Source organism: Polaribacter sp. 20A6, assembly GCF_011378915.1.
GTDB lineage: Bacteria > Bacteroidota > Bacteroidia > Flavobacteriales > Flavobacteriaceae > Polaribacter > Polaribacter sejongensis.
Genome location: NZ_WTPZ01000001.1, coordinates 438,466 through 458,229, shown reverse-complemented (window position 1 = coordinate 458,229; position 19,764 = coordinate 438,466). Strand labels below are relative to the sequence as shown.

13 protein-coding genes are annotated in these 19,764 nt (G+C 30.0%); 3 read left to right on the top strand and 10 right to left on the bottom strand.

The genetic code is table 11. From position 1 onward, the window contains the following. Positions 1-51: 51 nt before the first annotated feature. The 3 genes from GQS57_RS01960 to GQS57_RS01950 form a co-directional block, all read right to left on the bottom strand. Positions 52-3,054 carry a TonB-dependent receptor gene (locus GQS57_RS01960; RefSeq protein ID WP_165730693.1) on the bottom strand — a complete coding sequence of 1,001 codons (3,003 nt, stop codon included), beginning with the start codon at positions 3,052-3,054 and terminating at the stop codon, positions 52-54. 222 nt (positions 3,055-3,276) lie between these two features. After that, the gene (locus GQS57_RS01955) at positions 3,277-6,054 is read right to left on the bottom strand and encodes a triple tyrosine motif-containing protein (protein WP_165730692.1); all 2,778 of its coding nucleotides are present in this window, start codon (positions 6,052-6,054) and stop codon (positions 3,277-3,279) included. A gap of 195 nt (positions 6,055-6,249) precedes the next feature. Next, positions 6,250-7,044 (bottom strand): gluconate 5-dehydrogenase, encoded by a 795-nt coding sequence (locus GQS57_RS01950; protein WP_165730690.1) that lies wholly within the window; start codon positions 7,042-7,044, stop codon positions 6,250-6,252. 362 nt (positions 7,045-7,406) lie between these two features. Here GQS57_RS01950 and GQS57_RS01945 point away from each other — a divergent pair, with 362 nt between their 5' ends. Continuing rightward, positions 7,407-7,766: a hypothetical protein gene (locus tag GQS57_RS01945; RefSeq protein ID WP_165730688.1), complete on the top strand. Its 360-nt coding sequence runs from the start codon at positions 7,407-7,409 to the stop codon at positions 7,764-7,766. Positions 7,767-7,775: 9 nt separating this feature from the next. Here the strand turns inward: GQS57_RS01945 and manA are convergent, their stop codons facing one another. From manA to GQS57_RS01925, 4 genes are all read right to left on the bottom strand, one after another. Then, complete coding sequence (manA, locus tag GQS57_RS01940; RefSeq protein ID WP_165730686.1) at positions 7,776-8,993, bottom strand: mannose-6-phosphate isomerase, class I; 1,218 nt, start codon at positions 8,991-8,993, stop codon at positions 7,776-7,778. Between the two features lie 207 nt (positions 8,994-9,200). Next, entirely contained in the window at positions 9,201-9,869 is a 669-nt protein-coding gene (locus GQS57_RS01935; protein ID WP_165730684.1) for a bifunctional 4-hydroxy-2-oxoglutarate aldolase/2-dehydro-3-deoxy-phosphogluconate aldolase, read from the bottom strand. Between the two features lie 132 nt (positions 9,870-10,001). Beyond that, positions 10,002-11,219 (bottom strand): 6-phosphofructokinase, encoded by a 1,218-nt coding sequence (locus GQS57_RS01930; protein WP_165730682.1) that lies wholly within the window; start codon positions 11,217-11,219, stop codon positions 10,002-10,004. A 98-nt stretch (positions 11,220-11,317) separates the two neighbouring features. Continuing rightward, positions 11,318-12,364, bottom strand: a complete 1,047-nt coding sequence (locus GQS57_RS01925; RefSeq protein ID WP_165730680.1) for a sugar kinase — start codon at positions 12,362-12,364, stop codon at positions 11,318-11,320. Positions 12,365-12,518: 154 nt separating this feature from the next. On the opposite strand from GQS57_RS01925, the gene GQS57_RS01920 reads away from it, so the two are divergent. Continuing rightward, positions 12,519-13,547 (top strand): LacI family DNA-binding transcriptional regulator, encoded by a 1,029-nt coding sequence (locus GQS57_RS01920; RefSeq protein WP_165731269.1) that lies wholly within the window; start codon positions 12,519-12,521, stop codon positions 13,545-13,547. A 52-nt stretch (positions 13,548-13,599) separates the two neighbouring features. Beyond that, entirely contained in the window at positions 13,600-14,250 is a 651-nt protein-coding gene (locus tag GQS57_RS01915; protein WP_165730678.1) for a peptidoglycan-binding protein, read from the top strand. A gap of 134 nt (positions 14,251-14,384) precedes the next feature. On the opposite strand, the gene GQS57_RS01910 is transcribed toward GQS57_RS01915, so the two are convergent. The 3 genes from GQS57_RS01910 to GQS57_RS01900 form a co-directional block, all read right to left on the bottom strand. Continuing rightward, positions 14,385-14,921 (bottom strand): M48 family metallopeptidase, encoded by a 537-nt coding sequence (locus GQS57_RS01910; RefSeq protein WP_165730676.1) that lies wholly within the window; start codon positions 14,919-14,921, stop codon positions 14,385-14,387. A 1,071-nt stretch (positions 14,922-15,992) separates the two neighbouring features. Next, a complete protein-coding gene (locus tag GQS57_RS01905; protein WP_165730675.1) occupies positions 15,993-18,107 on the bottom strand; it encodes a glycoside hydrolase family 97 protein in 2,115 nt (704 codons plus the stop codon). Then, entirely contained in the window at positions 18,097-19,764 is a 1,668-nt protein-coding gene (locus tag GQS57_RS01900) for an alpha-amylase family glycosyl hydrolase (RefSeq protein WP_165730673.1), read from the bottom strand. Before GQS57_RS01900 ends, GQS57_RS01905 begins: the two co-directional genes overlap by 11 nt.

The following is a 19,764-nucleotide window of genomic DNA, read 5'->3' as shown; positions in this document are numbered from 1 at the left end:
AAGATGAATCCTAATTTTATTATTTGATTGTAATTTCTCATCTTTTATTTTTTAAAATTCAACATTTAAACCTAACAAAAACTGTCTAGCAGATGGATAGTTACCAGAATCGATACCTGCACCAATTGCTCCGCCATTAATAGAAGGATCATAACCAGTGTAGTCTGTTAGCGTAAATAAGTTATTGATAGAAGTATATAATCTTAATTTAGACAGCCCTACTTTTTCTAATAAATCTGGCGCAAAAGTGTATCCTATTTGTATATTTTGCATACGTAAAAAAGAAGCATCTTCTACAAAGAAATCTGAAAACAGTCTGTTGTTTGTAGCATCGTTAGTTAACCTAGGTACCGAGTTGCTTGTTCCTTCACCTGTCCATCTATCTAAGTAATAAGCTGGTTTATTCACATTTGGTAAAAAACGTTCAAAATTTCTAACCATGTCTTTTCCTAGCTCTGCATATAAATAAGAAGTAAAATCCCAGTTTTTATATTTTGCAGAAATATTGAATCCCATATAGAAATCTGCTTGCGGATTACCAATGTTCACACGGTCGTCAAAGTCTATAACACCGTCGTTATTTGTATCTTTATATCTGATATCTCCAGGAGAAGTAACACTTGCTCCTAGCCCAGTTTGCGAAGGATGTGCATCTACTTCTGCTTGTGTTTGGAAAATTCCGTCTGTTTGTAAGCCTAAGAAATAACCAATTGGTTGTCCTACTTCCATTCTTGATATAGGAAGGTTACCGATTCCAAAATCACCTCCTTCTACAATAGCGTCGTCTAAAACATCTGTTACTTTGTTTTTTACATAGGTAACATTGTATCCAAAATTTAAAGAAAAATCTTCTTTAGAAATAGCATTGTAATTAATTGCCAATTCTCCACCTGTATTTTTAGAAGTACCTGCGTTTACCGTTGGGTTTTCACCTCCTGCTGCGCCAGAACCTAACAAACCAGAAACTGGAAAGTTTTCAATTAGTAAATCCTTTCTTGTTTCTTCAAAATAATCTGCAACAATAGTCAGTTTATCATCAAATAAGTTGATATCTAAACCAATGTCCAATTTTTCTGCTGTTTCCCATGTTGCTGACGGATTAGACAAAGCGCCTTGTGCAGTACCATCAACTAAATTTCCATCAAAAACATATTCTCCTTCACCATCTAATAAAGATCTATATAAATTATCTCCAACTAAATTACCTAAAGTACCATAACTAGCTCTTAATTTTAAAAAATTAATAGTTTCATTATCTTTTAAGAAGTTTTCATCAGAAATTTTCCAACCTGTAGTTACAGACCAAAAATTATCTACTCTTTGATCTTCTGCAAAAACAGAAGCACCGTCTCTTCTAATTAATCCAGAAAATAAATATTTCCCTTTATAATCATATTGAGCTCTACCAAAAAAAGATGTTAATCTAATATCTCCACTACCTGTATCTATACTTCTTTGCTCACTTTGTGAGTTTGTTAAACTAATATCTGCAAATTCATAAGAATTATTTGGCACATCAAAACCTGTAGCATAAATACCATCAAATAAATCATTCTGTACACTTGTACCTGCTGTAAAAGTAGTATTATGATTTTCTGCAAACGTTTTCTGATAGGTTGCAAATGTTTCCCAATTTACTCTTGTAGAAGTTGCTTTAAACTGATAAACAGAACTTTGTGTTTTATTATATACTTTACTAGAACCATAGTTTTGAATAGGTGTAAATGTGCGTTGCTTTTCGTTATAAATCTTATAACCCACACGCGACACTATATTTAAACCTTCTATTGGCTTGTATTCTAATTTAAAGTTTCCTTCAATTCCGTTACCTTCATTTTCACCAAATGTGTTGTTTAATAATGATAAAGGATTTACAACTTCAATTCCTAAAAAGTTATTTGTATCCTCTTCATTTACTCCAAAAGTAGGAGCGTAATTTAAACCATTAAATAAAAGAGAAGCATCAAAACCTTCTGAAGCACTCGTATAATAGTTTGCTATTAAAGAAAAATTTAATTTCTCACTAATATCAACTCCTAGGTTTAATTTAATATTATTTCTAACAAAATTAGATTTTTCTTTTGCAATAATTCCATCTTGTTCTGTACGAGAAGCACTTACAAAATATCTAAAATTTTCTCCACCACCAGATAAACTAATATTATGGTTTACTAACATTGCGTCATTAAAAAGTTCATCTTGCCAATTAGTTCCTACACCTAAATCACTAATATTACTAAAAGGAACAGTTTGTCCACTTGCTGCGTATGCTTCATTTAAAACTAAAGCATATTCTGTTGCATTTAAGTAATCTAATTTTTTAGTAGTTTGTTGAAAAGCAGCATATGTATCATATTTTACAGTTGCTTGCTTATTTTTCTTACCTCTTTTAGTAGTTACCAAAACAACACCATTTGCACCTTTTATACCGTAAATAGCAGCTTGTGCATCTTTTAAAACAGTAATAGATTCAATATCATTTGGGTTTATACTATTTAAATCACCTTCATAACCATCTACAATTGTTAAGGGTTGGTTGTTTGTATTAGAACTAACCCCTCTAATTAAGATATTTACTTTTGCACCAGGTGCACCAGATGAAAGATTAACTGCAACACCAGAAGTTGTACCTTGTAATGCACTTGTTGCATCAATAGGTTTTAAAGCTTCTAAAGTTTTTTCTCCTACAATAGATACAGAACCTGTAACATCTTTCCTTTTTTGTTTACCATAACCAACAACAACAATTTCATCTAAAGCCTCTGCAGACTCTTCTAAAGAAACATTTAATGTTTGCTGATTTACCACAACTTCTTTTGCAGCATATCCTAAATAATTAAATACAAAAGTTGCTCCTTCCTCCACTTTGGCAAAACTGTAAAGTCCATCAAAATCTGTTTCAGTTCCAACTGTTGTTCCTTTAATTAATATACTTACTCCCGGCAATGGATCACCCGTTTTAGCATCTTTAACAACACCCTTTACTGCTATAGTTTGCGCAGAAGCACAAAAACCTATAAGTAAAAGGAGTAATAATGTGATTTGTTTTCTCATGAATAAGGTATTTATTATTTTGATTATAAAATTATAGTTAAATTATAGTTAAATGGCAAAAACAGCCACAACAAAAAACATACATCACAAATAAAACGGCAAAAAAATGATGAATCCTCAATAAACACAAGGCTTACAGAATATATGAAATATTAACCCAAAACATAATTATATTACCCTTGTATAGGTATTGTAGTGGTGAAAAAAAGTAGTGTTTGGGTATTAAATCTCCAAAATGTAGTTTGTTAGGTTCTCATCATGAGCTAAACCCATTTTTTTTCTTAATCGGTATCTTTTAACCTCAACACTTCTCGGAGAAATGTTTAATAAAGGAGCTATTTCTTTAGAAGATAGGTTTAACCTTAGATAAGCACAAAGTCTTAAATCGTTTGGAGTTAAACTTGTATGTTTGTCCTTTACTTTTTTTAGAAAGTTTTTATCAGCATTGTTAAATGCTTCTTGAAACATTTTCCAATCATCTGTATTGTTTAAGTTCTTATCAATAATCTTAACTACTTTTGAGATATCTTTACTCTCACTGTTTGCCAATTCAGTTTTAATAGTATTTAAAAAATCATTCTTCTTTATAATATTCATTGTAGAACTTGCCAACTCTCTACTTTTACTCTCTATATCTACTCTTAACTTATCATTATTAAGTTTCATTATTATTTGAGCACTTTCTAATTCTTTTAGCTTTAATTCTTTTTGAGCTTTCTCTAATAGAGATTTACTTTTAAGTTTATACCTTCTTCTATAATAAATATTTATCAAAATAATAATGAATAAAACAGCTATTACATAAAATACGATGTATAGATTACTTAAATAAAAAGGGCGTTTGATAGAAAAGTTAAAAGATTTAATGTTTGCTATCTGATTTCCATATTTTCCTCTTACCTGAAAAATATAGTCTCCATAAGGTAGGTTCTCATATAATTGAGATGAATTCTCCGTCCAATCGGACCAGTTGTTAGACAGTCCTTCTAATCTATATTGATATTCGTTTTTTATCATTTTATCATACTTAGAAATACTATATGAAAATTCTATATTGTTGTGCTTATTCTCTAACACTGGTGCTTCTGTCAATGAAAGGGCCGTTTTTACACCATCTATCTTATTTACAAGTACATGTTGAAGGGAAATAGTTACGTTCTTTTCTTTTTTTACAAGAGCATCATTTAAGAGTAAATACCCGTGAGAAGTACCTATTAAATAATTATCTGCACTAATTTGTGTTAAGTTCTCGAAACCTAAAACATTATTTCTGATGCTACCAGCAATAGGAATTGCTTTTACTTGCGGGCTTAAACTAATACTATTAGAGGTTATAAGAAGTATATTATTATTAGAAAAACTATACAACCTGTTCTCTTGTTCCGCTAATTTTCTTATCGTTGTAATATTCTCTAAATCATTTATTTTTTTTGAAAACAAAGAATCTACTTTAAAACTACCATCAGTTTGTTTTTTATATATTCCTACTGAAGATGAGTAGAATAAATCATTCCCAAAAGAAAAAACATTAGACCCATACCCTATTTGGGGAATGTTTATTTTCTTTTTTTTGATCACTTTAGTATAGCTTTCATCAATTTCTAGTTCATAGAATCCTTTCAACTCATGATTTACATATAATTTATCGTTATAAAACTCATAAAACCGACTAGAAATATCGAATCCATCAATTTTATTTTTAAACTGCCAGCTCCCATTATCCTTTTCTAAAATAGATAAACCGTCATAACCACCTTGAATAAGAATATCCTTATTGTTTGGTACTTCTTTTATATTCCAAGTACCAAGTTCTTTAGTTATAGCACTTATTATCTTTTTATTTTTAATAACAAACGTTCCTTTATCATGTCCACAGAAAAGATTTCCTTCAATTTCTTTCAAAAACCAAACTTGACCTTCTGTATTTTCAATTAACTTAAACTTTAAATTTTTATCTTTAAAAAACAATCCCTGATTGGTCCCCAAATAAAGTTGATTATCAAAAAACAAAGAAGTATAAATAGTTCCTAAAGCGCCATCTTCATCTTCAAAAATTTTAAATGCTGATGATACATTTAAGTAATTTATACCGTTATCTAAACCAACCCAAATATTATGAGAATTGTCTTGAAATAAAGAAAGTGCAGTATTGTTACTTAATCCTTTTTTTCGATTTATAGTAGACGTAATTTCTCCATTTTCACTCAGAAAAATAATACCATTAGAAATTGTACCAAGCAAGAAACTTTTATCCTCTAATTGAATAGCACTAAAAATTAAAAAACTGTGTTTATTTAAATCCGTTTTTTGTTGTGTAATACCTGTTTCCTTTACCGTAACAAAACCTTTTTCTTTGGATAAAAAAAGCAATTCTTTATTATGATAAAAACAATTAATAATTTTATTATCCTTAAAAAAAGCATCGTTTGAGAAAACTTTTTCTTCTCCATTTTGGACAGAAAATAAACCTACATTCTTTTTTTGAAAAAAAATGGTATTATTTGATACAAAAAGTCCAGAAATAATTTCTTTAGATTCTATTATTTTAACCTCTTTAGAAACGGTATTCAAAAAATAAATTCTTGTATTGGATTTAAAAAGAATCCAATTTTGATAAAATTTGACATCCCAGAATTCTTCTCCTTCTTTTAATTTTATTGATAACTTTTCTACTAATGAGCTGTATTCTAATTGTCCTTTTTCATTTTTTTCCCAAAAGCCAAAATCCATAAAAGAACCTGAATAAATTATTTTGTCTTTAACTTTTACAGATCTTAAAATGGGGTTTGAAATATGCGTATATAGTTGCCACTGTTCTCCATTATATTCGAGAAGCCCACCATTATTAGCTACATATATTAAATTATCTTCAGACTGCGCTATTCCCCAATTCTGATTTTGACCTTTATAATCTTCTGCTGTAAAAATTTTAATTGGAGGTAATTCTTGTGCAAATCCAACAACATTAATAAAAAAAAATATAAATAAAAATCTATACATAACTTGTAACAATATGTTTGGTTACTAAATTACATTAAATATCATTAAACAAGACTAAAATCAATAACCTGTATGGTTTTTATTTTGATAATAAACCTCACTAATAAACAATATAGCAACCCAATTACCTTAAGCTCAATTATATGCTTGTGATAAAAATAATTCTATTTTTTAAGCTTATTATATCTTTATTTTTTACTCTTCGTTCAATGGTTTTCCTATGGTTGCCAAAATTCCACCATCAACATATAAAATATGTCCGTTTACAAAATCGCTTGCTTTAGATGATAAGAAAATTGCTGCACCAGCCAAATCATTAGGATCTCCCCATTTTCTTGCCGGAGTTCTGTTTACAATAAAATCGTTAAACGGATGGCCTTCGACTCTAATTGGGGCTGTTTGTGAAGTTGCAAAATACCCTGGACCAATACCGTTTATTTGAATATTAAAACGCGCCCACTCAGTCGCCATGTTTTTAGTTAACATAACCAAGCCTCCTTTTGCTGCAGCATAAGCCCCAACAGTATTTCTCCCCAACTCGCTCATCATAGAACAAATATTAATAATTTTACCAGATTTTCTTTCTATCATTCCACGAACTACGTGTTTAGAAACAATAAAAGGACTCACCAAGTCGATATCTACTACTTGCTTAAAATCTGCAACTTCCATATCTACCAAAGGAGTTCTTTTAATAATTCCGGCATTATTTATCAAAATATCAATGACACCAACTTCTTTTTCTATTTTTTTAACGGCAGCAATAACCTGAGCTTCATCTGCCACATTAAATTGATAACCAAAAGCTGTAATTCCTTCTTTTTTATATTCAGCAACGGCATTGTTAACTTTTTCTTGTGATGAATTTCCATTCACAACAATAGTAGCACCTGCTCTCCCTAAACCCATAGCCATTGCCATTCCTAAACCATGTGTAGAACCTGTAACTAAAGCTACTTTTCCTGTAATATCAAATAATGTTTGAGACATATTTTTATCTTAATTTTATGTTTATGTATTGTGAACTTATCTATATTGGTCTTTTTTCTTATTCTGATAAAATTAAAGAATAAAAACTTAACTTTTAATTATATTTATTTTTTTATGTATATCAAACTTTAAACTTCGTTTGTTTAAACAGTACTTCTCTTTAATTTAAAATAATTATACTGACTTCTAATTTAAATTTCTAAGCTAAATAAGCGTCTTGTTCGAGAATTACCATGGTTTATTTTTTTTTATCAACGAATATTTTATAACCATAAAATAGTCTTTTAAAAACAGTAAAATTAATTATGAAGTTATAAAATAGCTTATTATTGTAAACTTAAAAGTCTAAACCGTTCAAAAAAATGACAATTCAAGATTTAGTTGGTACATATTCTATTATTGGAAGTAATCAAGATGCAGATGAAAACTCCTACAAAGGAGAACTTCATTTATCTTTAGATGAAAATAAAAGAATTGTTGCAAAATGGATGATTGATGAAACTCAAGAACAAGTTGGTACAGGTTTTTTTAAGAATAACATTCTTGTTATTAACTTTAAATACTTAGGTTTTGAAGATAAGATATATAAAGGCGTAGTGGTTTACCAATGCCTTAGTAAAGATATTTTAGAAGGTTTTTGGTCTGAAGAATTGGGTAACCCAAAATTCTTGGGAAAAGAAAATTGTTTTAGAGTACAAAACTCTAAAACAATTTTAAATTAATTTATAACTTTATTTTGGCACACTTGCCTTATAAATTTCAACCTCAGAATCTGTAGTAATTTTATACGTTGTATTCGCTTTTATAAGTACAGACTGCCCTTTATCTAAAGAGATAGTTTCATTATTCTGAAAAACAGTAGCAGCTCCTTTTAAAGCCATTAATATCTCTACAGAATTTGAAGTTGAAGAATGAGATACTGTTTTTGTCAATTCAATTTTACTTAATTCGAAGTCTTTAGCTTTAGTTTTAAAAACAACTTCTCCATTCTCTTTATTTTCCTCACCGAATAAAATAATAGGAATCGTTTCTTCAAATTTTGTATTTTTTATAAGCTCTTCAACATCTATGTGCTTGCTAGTTAATCCTGCTCTTAACACATTGTCTGAATTTGCCATTAACTCCATATTTACTCCTTCTAAATACGCATGTGGCACACCTGCATCTTGAAAAATAGCTTCTCCTCTACTTAAATTTAAAATATTAAAAAAGTAAATAGAAAAAATACCTTTATCAATGTCTTCAGAATCTTTATTGTTTAATGATTTGGCTGCCCAATATGCTGGTGAAGATTTTTCTAATTCATTATTTACAAATTTTGGAAGAATTCTTTTTACCAAAGGTCTCAAAATTGTATTTACTTCTTCTTGTGAGTATTCCATCACTTTTTTATAAAGCCCTAAATAACCTTCTTCTAAGAAGGTATTTAACAAGAAACTTAACTCTAAAGTTTCTTTTAAGTTTTTTGCTAGTTTTTCACTTTCTAAAAACCCATGCAAGAGCCAAAAATCAGTTAAAGCCACCATTATTTCTGGCTTGTGATTTTCGTCTTTATAATTTCTATTATCGGCAGTTAAAGGAATTCCTTGTTCATTTTCTTTTTTGTACCCTATTTTAGCAGCAGCAATACTTGGGTGTACTTGAATAGATAGCATTTTACTTACATCTAAAACTTTGAATAAATATGGTAGTTTACCAAAGTCTTTTGCAACTTCAGCTCCTAAATTTTCTGTTATATTTTGTGCTAAAAACTCATCTAATGAAACACTACCTTCCTCAGTAATAACTTTTGAAGGTGCTTTTAAATGTGCTCCTAACCAATATTCTGCATACGTAGTGTTTGGCTTTATAGTTTCTGAAACTAAATTAGGAATGAAGCTTTCTCCTCCCCAATCATAATTTTGCACTTTACCTTCAATTCTAAGTAGTTTGTTGTCTAAGTTTTTCATAAGTTGTTTTACTCCTTTTTATTATATCAGATTAAAATCTGTTACTTTCCGTAAAAATATTCATTTTTTTTTATTTAACATCTGAATATGTTTCTATAATGCATAAAATATTTACTTTATACATTTGATATTTACTAAAAAAATTACTTATCATAAAAAAACTCCAACTTTTCAGTTGGAGTTTTAAATTTATAAAAATAGTTTAGACTATTTTCTTACTGCTTTTACAATAGCTAAAGCTGCTCTCACATCTTTTTCTAACTTAGCGTAATCTTCATTTGCTATAATTTCTTTAGAAATTAATTTAGATCCCATTCCAACGCAAGTTACACCTGCATCAAACCAACCTTTTAAGTTTTCTTCAGTTGGAGAAACTCCACCTGTTGGCATTAAGCTAGTCCAAGGTTGAGGTCCTTTTACTCCTTTTACAAATTGTGGTCCATAAATATCACCAGGGAATAATTTTACGATTTCACATCCTAATTCTTCTGCTCTAGTAATTTCTGTTAAAGTACCACAACCAGGAGACCATAATACTTTTTTACGGTTACAAGCAATTGCAATATCCTCTCTTAAAACCGGAGTTACAATAAAGTTTGCTCCTAAAGCCATGTATAAAGATGCTGCTCCTGCATCTGTTACAGAACCAACTCCCATAATCATACCTGGTAATTCTGCAATAGCGTATTTAGTTAACGCTCCAAAAACTTCGTGAGCGAAATCTCCACGTGCTGTAAACTCCATTAAACGAGCTCCACCATCGTAACATGCTTTTAATACTTTTTTACTTAATTCTATATCGTTATGAAAAAATAAAGGAATCATTCCTGTTTCTTTCATTACTTGCGCTACTTCTAATCTTGAAAATTGTGCCATTTTTTTATTGTTTATTTGTGTAATCGTTTATTTGTGTAATTGTGTAATTGTGTAATTGTTTGATTGTGTAATTGTTGAATTGTACCTGAGTGTTACAGTTACACAATTTAACAATTAAACCCTTTAACAATTTTAACTCCAGTTTAATATTTTTTTGAAATCATATGCTTCTGGATTGGTAACATATTTCTTCGCATTTTCATAGTCCTTTTCTTTTAAAAAGAATAAGTTTTCTATGAATAATTGTGCCATATCAGAGTTAATATCTACTAATCTTGGTGGAATTTTACCATTTTCATCTTCAAAATCTTTTAGATATAAAGGTGAAATATCTCCATTAGAATTAGCACTTACAATACAACCTGTAGCACCTTGATCAAATAATTTTTTAACTCCAATACCAAGTAAAGTACATAAGGTTAAATCGAATGCTATAGGATTACAACATCTTAATTCATACCCCAATTCTACTGGTCTAGATTTAATATCTAATCCTATTTCTTTTAATTTAACTTGCAGTAAGTAATTAAATATATGCGATTTACTTACGTTCCCTAATTCTGGATGTCCGTGATCATCATAGGTAAAATTAATCCCTGAATTGATGATTTCTTTTTCTTCCATAAAGTGAAAAACACCTTCGCTAATTAAAGCGACACCGTATTCTACACCCATAACTTTACATTTTATAATAGAAGAAATAATCATATTGATTAACTTCTCGAATGTAATGGTTGTTTTGTTAAACATTTCTGGAATAATCACCATTTGGAAATGACATGCCGAAGCAATTCCAAACGCCAAATGTCCAGCAGAACGTCCCATTGCAGACATTACAAACCAATTTTCACTAGTTCTTGCATCTTCATAAACCGTATTTCCAATACGTACACCTTCATCTTTTGCGGTATGAAAACCAAATGTTGGGTTTCTATCTGGCAAAGGTAAATCGTTATCTATTGTTTTTGGTACATGAATATGTCTAACGTCTAACGCTTCACTTTTTAAATATTTGGTTAATCTATTTGCTGTAGAAGCGGTATCATCTCCACCAATAGTAACCAATAATTTTACATTATTTTTCTTAAAAAAATCTGCTTTAAAATCACTGTCTTTAGGTTTAAATCTACTCATTATAAGACTAGAACCACCTCTACTAAAAATACGATCTGCACGATGAAAATCAAAAATCTCCAATTCAGGATTTTCCGAAAGCAATCCTTGATATCCATGATGGACACCAATTACCTCATAACCATCTTTCATAAAGGTTTTAGCAACAGTACTAATTACTGTATTAATTCCTGGAGCAGGACCACCTCCACACATTATAGCTACAGATTTCTTCATATTTTATCGTTGATTTTAAAATTAGTATGTGTACAGTTATAAATTTGTTTAACTGTTAAATAGTGTAAACTACTTAACAGTTAAACAAGAAACTAGATTTATCTAGCTACTCTTCCAGATGCATCACCACCCATCAATTTATTTACTTCTGCAACTGTAACTAAGTTTGCATCACCTTTAATAGTGTGTTTTAAACAAGATGCAGCAACTGCAAAGTCTAATGCATTTTGATCGTTATCTGGGTAAGTTAATAATCCGTAGATTAAACCTCCCATAAAAGAATCTCCACCACCTACTCTATCTACGATATCTGTAATTTGGTATTGACGTGTTTGTAACATTTCATTTCCATCATATAAAACTCCTGCCCAAGTATTGTGAGATGCAGAAATAGAACCTCTTAAAGTAGTAATTACCTTTTTAGCTCTTGGAAATTTCTCCATCATTTGCTTACAAACAGATAAGAAAGCTTCTGCTTTTACATCATGTCCTGCTGTTTGAACTGCAGCTCCATCAGGCTTAATTCCGAAATGCATTTCTGCATCTTCTTCATTTCCTAAAACTACATCACAGTAAGAAGTTAATTCAGTCATAATAGACTCTCTATGTGCGTCATCACAGAAATTCCATAATTTTGCACGGTAGTTTAAATCTGTAGAAATAGTAATTCCTTTTGCACTAGCTGCTTTTAAAGCTTCTAAAGTTACATCTGCTGCACCTTGAGAAATTGCAGGGATAATACCTGTCCAATGAAACCATTCACATCCTTCAAAAACTGCATCCCAATCGATCATTCCAGATTCTACTTCTGCAATAGCAGAATGCGCTCTATCATAAACCACTTTAGATCCTCTAGATACAGCACCAGTTTCTAAGAAATAAATTCCTAAACGGTCTCCACCATAAACAATCTTATCTACACCAACACCTCTTTTACGCATTTCCATCATTGCACACTCACCAATATCATTCTTTGGTAAACGTGTTACAAAATCTACATCTATTCCGTAGTTTGCTAATGATACTGCTACGTTAGATTCTCCTCCTCCGTAAACTGCATCAAAATTATTTGCTTGTGAAAATCTTAAAAATCCTTGAGGAGCTAATCTTAACATGATCTCTCCGAATGTTACTACTTTTGCCATTTTAATCCTTTTTTAAATATTATAGTTAATTGGTTAAACGTTTAAGCAATGTTTCAAAATAAAATCAAAAGGAAAGAAATGAACTATCGTTTTGATTATATTAAATATCGAATTATATTTGCTTAATCGATTAAGCAAATATATAAAAAAAAGTATTATCAAAAAGAAAACTACCATAAAAGATATTGCAAGTGTTTTAAACATCTCTCCAGCAGCTGTTTCTAAGGCATTACATAACGACTCGCGAATAAGTGAGAAAACAAAAAAAGCCGTTAGACAAGTTGCAAAAAACCTAAACTACCAGCCCAATCACCTAGCAAGTGCGCTAAGAAGTGGAAAAAGTAAACTTGTTGGTGTAATTGTACCTAGAACAAATAGCAATTTTTTTTCATCTGTAATACAAAATATAGAAGAAGTACTAAATAAAGAAGGCTATAACATTATAATCACACAATCTAACGAGTCTTTTAAAAAAGAATGTGCTAGTATAGATACTTTATTATTTACGCAAGTAGATGGTATTATTGCTTCTATGGCAAATGAAACTGTCGACTTAAGTTATTTTGAAAAAGTAAAAAAAGCAGGAATTCCTTTAATTACATTTGATCGTGGAGAAAATGATTTAAATGTAGATTATATTGGTATTGATGATTACAACAGTAGTCATTTAATAGTAGAGCACCTTGTTGCACAAGGTTGTAAAAGAATTGCACATATTGGTGGTTTTAAACGTACTCGAATTTTTAACAACAGAATTAAAGGATATATAGATGCTTTAAATAAACACAACTTACCTCTCATAGATGAGTTATTAATAGAAAGTAACCTAACAACTGAAGATGGTAGAGAAAAAATGCATCAATTACTAGCATTAGAACATAGACCTGACGCTGTTTATGTAGCTGGAGATTATGCAGCTCTTGGTGCGTTGCAAGTGTTAAATGAAGAAAAAATTAGTATTCCAGATGAAATAGCTTTGGTTGGTTTTGGTAATGAACCTTTTAGCTCTATGGTTACCCCTTCTATTACAAGTATAGAGCAACATAGTGAGGAAATAGGGAAACTCGCAGCTCTATCTTTTTTAGAACATGTTAAAAATGATGTTGTAAAACAAACACTTACCAAAAAGATTTTAGATGTAGAATTACTTATTAGAGATTCTTCTAATAGAAAACACTCCTAACCTTTTCTTTTGCTTATTTTTGTTAATACCTAATAGACAATAATCAAACCTTATGAAACAATTAATTATTTTACTTTTATTGATTATTGCCTTTTTTATTGGATACGGACAGTATTCTCAATATCAAAGATTCAATTCTCCTAATGTTGATTATAAAACGACAAAAGAAATAGATAACGCTTACTACAACCAGGAAACGGTTATTAATTATTATAAAGCTATTGAAGATTTAAATAGTTTTTTAAAACTGCAGTGGACAGCTAATCATATTGATGTTAGAACTCCAGAAGAGGATACAGAAGAAACTAAATTAGCCGTTAAAAACTATGCTGATAAAGTTGCTACTCTTAAATTTTATGAAAGCAAATTAGAACAATCTGCTGTATTAAAAATGAAAGGTTTGTCTAATGAAGAAATTCAATTTTTAGAAAATTCAGGAACCGACTTAAAATCTCACCAAAAATCAATTACAGTTAACAAAATTAAAAGTATGTTTAATCCTGATAAAACAATGTTTTCTGGGTATAAAAGTGCTTTAATATTTGAAGTTCAAAAGCAATTAAATCAAAAGGGATTCGAGATAAAATTAGATGGGGTTTATAAGCTTGAAACTTTAAATGCGATTAAAGGTTTTGAAGAAAAAAATAACCTTTTTGTAGATGGTGTTTTAGATGTTTTAACTCTAGACGCTTTATTTGAATAAAAAAACTGTCTAAAAAAAAATGTCAATCTGAATTTATTTCAGATTCTTATGAAGATTGAACTTCAGTAAGTTGATCTACAGAAACAAGATAAGTATATCAATATTTAATCCTTATTTAGACAGCTCTTTTAAACTTATTTCTTGTTTTTAGGAGTCTTACCGGGTTTCTTTGTTGCTTTTGCTTTCTTTTTCTTAGGCATTTTTCCTTTTATTCTCTCTTTTTCGATAACAATATCTGCCATAAATTCTGAATTAAAAGTATGCTCTTTTGCTAACTTTATAAAAGTAAGAGCTGTTTTATAGTCTTTTAATTGCTCATGTAAAATTGCTTTCTTTAAATATAAAAGTGCTTTATCAGATCCTTTTACTGTTAAGGCAAAATCTATAAAATCTTCTACTTCTTTATAATCTTCATTCCATAGAAGTGTATTTATATAAGGTGTATACACCTCAAAAGCATGAATATTTTCTGCTAAAGCCTGTTTAAAATATACAATTGCTTCTTCATATTTATACAACTTTTCCGCATAAACTCTACCCATTAAAGTTAATGCCATTGTATTTTTATCATCATAAGATAATGCAAAGTTTAAAGCTTCCATTACCTCCTCTAAATCGAAAGGGTAACTTTCTAATGCTTTAAAAATATAATTATTTACCAATGTTCCCATATTATTTCTTTATTTGTCATTTTACAAAATGACTCTTTATTTTTTCAAAAAAACACCGTTTTAAGCTGACAGCAACCAACTTTAATAATATTTTTTTTTGTGTACTTAATATTATAATTTACAACTTTTTTTTGTAATATCTAAATAACACACTTATTTTGTTTACCTATTCATCAATTATGCCATTTTCTAATAGATCTTTATTTTATGAATAATTGCTAGTTAAATTGCTTCTAAATACGCTGTTTTTTAGCAAGTACAAAAGTACGCTCTGTTTGCCCTATTCTTACGGATATTTGTATTATTTTTTTGATTGGTTTTTCTTTTTTTAATAAATAGAAAAAAGGAGTTCAAATACAGACTAAAAAAAGCCTTCTTTATAAAATTTTATTCATTCTTTTATTTTGTTCTATTGTTAGCAATCTTGCTTGCGTTAGGGATTGAAACGGCATCCTTTTTGTTTTTCTCAAAAAGATATAGTGTAAAGCCCGACCTTTAGGTAACGCCCTGAAAATAACTTAATTTGCATAAAAAAAACGTCCAAAAATAAATTTTTACCGTTTGCGTTACTACTTTGATAATTAAATTTTACTGTTTCTCTAACAAAACAAGATCAAATTCTGAATCTATAATTACTTTTCCGTCTTTAACTTCTACTTTATCTGCTGATGCTTTTTCTTTACAACTAAAAAAAATATAAGTACACTATTACCTGTCTTTTAGTTTTTTTAAGACACTAAAATTACTGTCCGTATTTGTGCAGTTATAGAGAGTTTAACAAACTCTTTGAATTATTGATATGTAGATAAAACTTACATGATGTATTGCCATCAATTGGTTTTAAAAAAATTATAAAAAAATAGTCCAAAAAATTAATTTTGGACTATTTTACTGTTTTTATTTTTTTTAACCTAAAACATCGACCTATAAAGCAGCAGTTTAGCGTCCTTTTTAGGTGATTTAAATATAATCAAAAGTTATTACTTTTGTTATTTTATTATGATGCATAATATGTATGTAAATTGGTTACATTTCCAAATTTTGATTGTAAAAACTATTGTACCTAATAAATTAATTCATTTTCTTAATACTAATCGCTAATCCACCTCCTTCAGCTAAAGGAAATTTTAGTTTAGAAGTGCGTTGTAATTCTATAGTTTGAAACTCAATATCTAATGGATTCTTGTCCCAATGAGCATTTTTACCGTCTTTGTAAATCTTAGCTTCGTATAATTGATTGTCATCTAAAAAACTAAAATCTACTTCAATTTCTCTTGAGTTTTCATCAGAAATACTTCCTAAAAACCAATTACCTGTTCCACGTTCTTTTCTAGCGATTGTAACAAATTCACCAACTTCTCCATCTAAAACTTTGCTTTCAGACCAATCTATACCAACATCTTTAATAAATTGAAGTGGTTTTGGGTTCGCCTCATAATGCTCTACTAAATCTGCAGCCATTTGAACTGGACTGTAAATAACCACATATAAAGCAAGTTGATGCGCCAAAGTTGTATTTACCTGATTATTCTTTTTATAGTCATCAAATTTAATATTAAAGATTCCTGGTGTATAATCTATAGGTCCTGCCAACATTCTTGTAAAAGCGACAATTGGTAAATGCTCAGGAGGGTTTCCTCCATCAGAAGACCAAGCATTAAATTCTTGACCTCGTAAACCTTCTCTAGAAATTATATTTGGATATGTACGTCTTAAACCTGTTGCTTTTATGGGTTCGTGTGCATTTACAGCTACTTGATATTTTGCTGCTTTTATGGCTGCATTGTTATATTGATTCACCATATATTGTCCATGATGATATTCTCCTTTCGGTAAAATTTTACCAACATAACCAGATTTTACTGCATGCATTCCATATTTCTGCATTAATGCATACGCAGCATCTAGTTGTTTTTCATAAGTCGCAGTTGCTGCAGAAGTTTCATGATGCATAATAATTTCTACACCTTTTTCTTTTGCATACGCAGTAACTTCGTCTAAATTATAATCTGGATAAGGAGTTACAAAATCAAAAACACCTTCTCTGTCTTCAAAACCAATCCAACGTTCCCAACCAGTATTCCAACCTTCAACTAAAACACCACCAATATTATTCTTTGCTGAAAAGTCGATAAAACGTTTTACATTTTCTGTGGTTGCTCCATGTTTTCCATGCGCTTTTCCTGTATCTGTCCATTTTCCATCAACCATTTCCATTCCATAATCCCAAGAAGATTTTCCTAAGTGCATTTCCCACCAAACTCCTGTATATTTCATAGGTTTAAACCAAGAAACATCACCCAATTTATTTGGTTCGTTTAAATTTACAATTAAGTTAGATTGAATTAAATCTGGTGCATTTTCAGTAATCTGAATCGTTCTCCAAGGGGTGTGAAATGGCAATGTTCTTTTTACTTTATAAGTTGTATTTCTAGAACCTACTAAACTACTTTTAAAAGATAATTTATCTGTATCAACTTTTAAAGTCATTCCAGAATAATTTACCAAAGCAGCTTCATGAAAACTTAAATGAATGCCATTTTCACCAACTAAAGTAACTGGTGTATTTACAGCATTTTCTGGAATGTATGTTTGTCCTAAACTTGGGTGGTTTCTTTTAACAGATGCATCAATTTCTGATAACTTTGTAGTGCTATACAAATGCTCGTAAATATCCCAATCTCCGGGAATCCAAAAAGTTTTATAGTCTTCTGTTAAATTAAATTGTGTATTTTCTTCAGTTATAAAAGCTTCCGAAAAATTATCTTGTTTTGGGAATTCATATCTAAAACCAACACCATCATTGTATATTTTAAAAACAATATTTAACTTTCTTTTTAAATCTGATTTTTCCTGCAATTCTACTCTTAATTCATTGTAATTATTTACAACATCTAATTGCTCTCCCCAAGGCATTTTCCAGGTTTCGTTAAATTCTTTTGTTGATGATTTAATGACTTTAAAATTATCTAAAAATGGTTTACTGTTTTCAAAATCGAAACCTAAAGAAGATTCTTTTATGATTGATTTATTCTTAAAAAAGACAGTATAAAAAGGTTTTCCTTGTTTATTTAAAGAGAATTCAAGAGAAATAGCTTCATCTGGAGAAACTAAAACCTTTTCTGATTTCATCCAACAAGAAGACAAACTAATACAAATAACTACTAATAAAAACTTAATTTTCATAACTTATTTTTTTTTCTAATAAGACCACAGTGTCTTTTGATGTAAAACTTACTTTTCCTTCTTTAACTTCGACTGTTTGATTTGAGTAAAAATCATTTATTTTTTCGCCATTATTAAAGATTGAAGAAACAATAATTTCTTTATTTCCTTGTGGTAAATTAAGTCCGACTACAACTTTATCATCGTTTCTAACTCTAGAAAAAACCAAACCATTTTCTTCAGAAATTAATTCATGCTTTCCTGCTCCAACAGCCATATGATTGGCTCTAAACTGACCTAATTTTTGCCAATGTTCTAAAATTTTCTGAGTTTCTTCTTTCGATTTAATGTCTTCCCAATTCATAAAAGAACGCAAGGTTGCATCTCCCACAGTGCCTTCTATGGTTAAATCTCTTGCCGATTCATCTCCATAATATACTTGAGAAGTTCCGGGTGTTAACAACAACATTGTTGCCGTTTTATAAGGCTGCTCTCTTTCTTTATCAAAAGGCTGACCATCATCATGCGAGGTTAAATAATTTAAAATACCGTATCCTTTAATATCTGTATGTAAAAGGGAATCATATTTTTGAAAAACAGAAGCTGCTGCCATTTGTTTCACATTCCATTTCAACTCAAAATTGATTAAACTTTGAAAAGCATTGTCATAATAATTGATTTTCTCTCCACCTAAATCAAATGCTTTTCCATCGGATATGGTGTAATTATACACCTCGCCTACTAAATAAAAATTGTTTTCATCTAAAACTTTCTCAGGATTATTTTTTTTGTAAATAGCAAAAGCAGCATCGCATTCTTCTTTAAATTCTTGCCAGACAAATTCTTCTGTATGTTTTACGGTGTCTACTCTGTAGCCATCAATTCCGAATTCTGTAATATAATCCGTTAACCATTTCATAATGTAAAAACGTGGTGCTCTTGGGTGACCAGTTCTTGCAAAAAAGGCATCTAATTCTTTTACTTCTTGATCGTAACGTCCTTCTGCTTTCCACTTTTCTACCAACTGAATTGGCAATTCTACAACCTCATTACTTTCTGTTTTAATGTCTGGTAAATTTTCTACCAACGTACAAGAAACCGTATTTTCATAAGAATCATACGTACAAGCTGGTCCCGTTCTTACCCAATCTGAAGGCCAAACCGGATCTTTTTCTGTAACTGGACCTGTGTGATTGATAACGGCATCTAATAAAATACGAATTCCGTTTTTATGCGCAATAGCTACCAATTCTTTCAAGTCTTCTTTGGTTCCAAAATTCGGATCTATACTTGTCCAATCTTTTGTCCAATAACCATGAAAACCATAAGATACACCAGTACCTTCATCGGTTCCACCATGAATTTGCTCTACAATTGGCGTCATCCAAATGGCATTGATTCCTAGTTTGGTAAAATAACCTTCTTTTATTTTTTGAGTAATTCCTTTAATATCTCCACCTTCAAAACCACGTAACTTTCCTGTTTCTTTAGTTCTTTCAAAATTGATATCATTGGTGGTATCTCCATTATTAAAGCGGTCTGTCAATAAAAAATAAATATTTGCGCCTTCCCAAACAAACTCTTTTTGAACTGTTTGTGTTGCTACTTTTTCTGTTGATGAATTTTCTTTACAACTAATAATAGTTGCTAACAAGATGAAAAAAACAAGGTTCTTCAT

What these genes read in the sequence shown, in the direction of transcription:
- manA (WP_165730686.1), bottom strand. Translation starts at nt 8,993, where the DNA reads ATGAAAAACTTAGACAACAAACTACTTAGAATTGAAGGTAAAGTGCAA.
- GQS57_RS01925 (WP_165730680.1), bottom strand. Translation starts at nt 12,364, where the DNA reads ATGGCAAAAGTAGTAACATTCGGAGAGATCATGTTAAGATTAGCTCCT.
- GQS57_RS01915 (WP_165730678.1), top strand. Translation starts at nt 13,600, where the DNA reads ATGAAACAATTAATTATTTTACTTTTATTGATTATTGCCTTTTTTATT.
- GQS57_RS01945 (WP_165730688.1), top strand. Translation starts at nt 7,407, where the DNA reads ATGACAATTCAAGATTTAGTTGGTACATATTCTATTATTGGAAGTAAT.
- GQS57_RS01910 (WP_165730676.1), bottom strand. Translation starts at nt 14,921, where the DNA reads ATGGGAACATTGGTAAATAATTATATTTTTAAAGCATTAGAAAGTTAC.
- GQS57_RS01935 (WP_165730684.1), bottom strand. Translation starts at nt 9,869, where the DNA reads ATGGCACAATTTTCAAGATTAGAAGTAGCGCAAGTAATGAAAGAAACA.
- GQS57_RS01950 (WP_165730690.1), bottom strand. Translation starts at nt 7,044, where the DNA reads ATGTCTCAAACATTATTTGATATTACAGGAAAAGTAGCTTTAGTTACA.
- GQS57_RS01960 (WP_165730693.1), bottom strand. Translation starts at nt 3,054, where the DNA reads ATGAGAAAACAAATCACATTATTACTCCTTTTACTTATAGGTTTTTGT.
- GQS57_RS01905 (WP_165730675.1), bottom strand. Translation starts at nt 18,107, where the DNA reads ATGAAAATTAAGTTTTTATTAGTAGTTATTTGTATTAGTTTGTCTTCT.
- GQS57_RS01955 (WP_165730692.1), bottom strand. Translation starts at nt 6,054, where the DNA reads ATGTATAGATTTTTATTTATATTTTTTTTTATTAATGTTGTTGGATTT.
- GQS57_RS01930 (WP_165730682.1), bottom strand. Translation starts at nt 11,219, where the DNA reads ATGAAGAAATCTGTAGCTATAATGTGTGGAGGTGGTCCTGCTCCAGGA.
- GQS57_RS01900 (WP_165730673.1), bottom strand. Translation starts at nt 19,764, where the DNA reads ATGAAGAACCTTGTTTTTTTCATCTTGTTAGCAACTATTATTAGTTGT.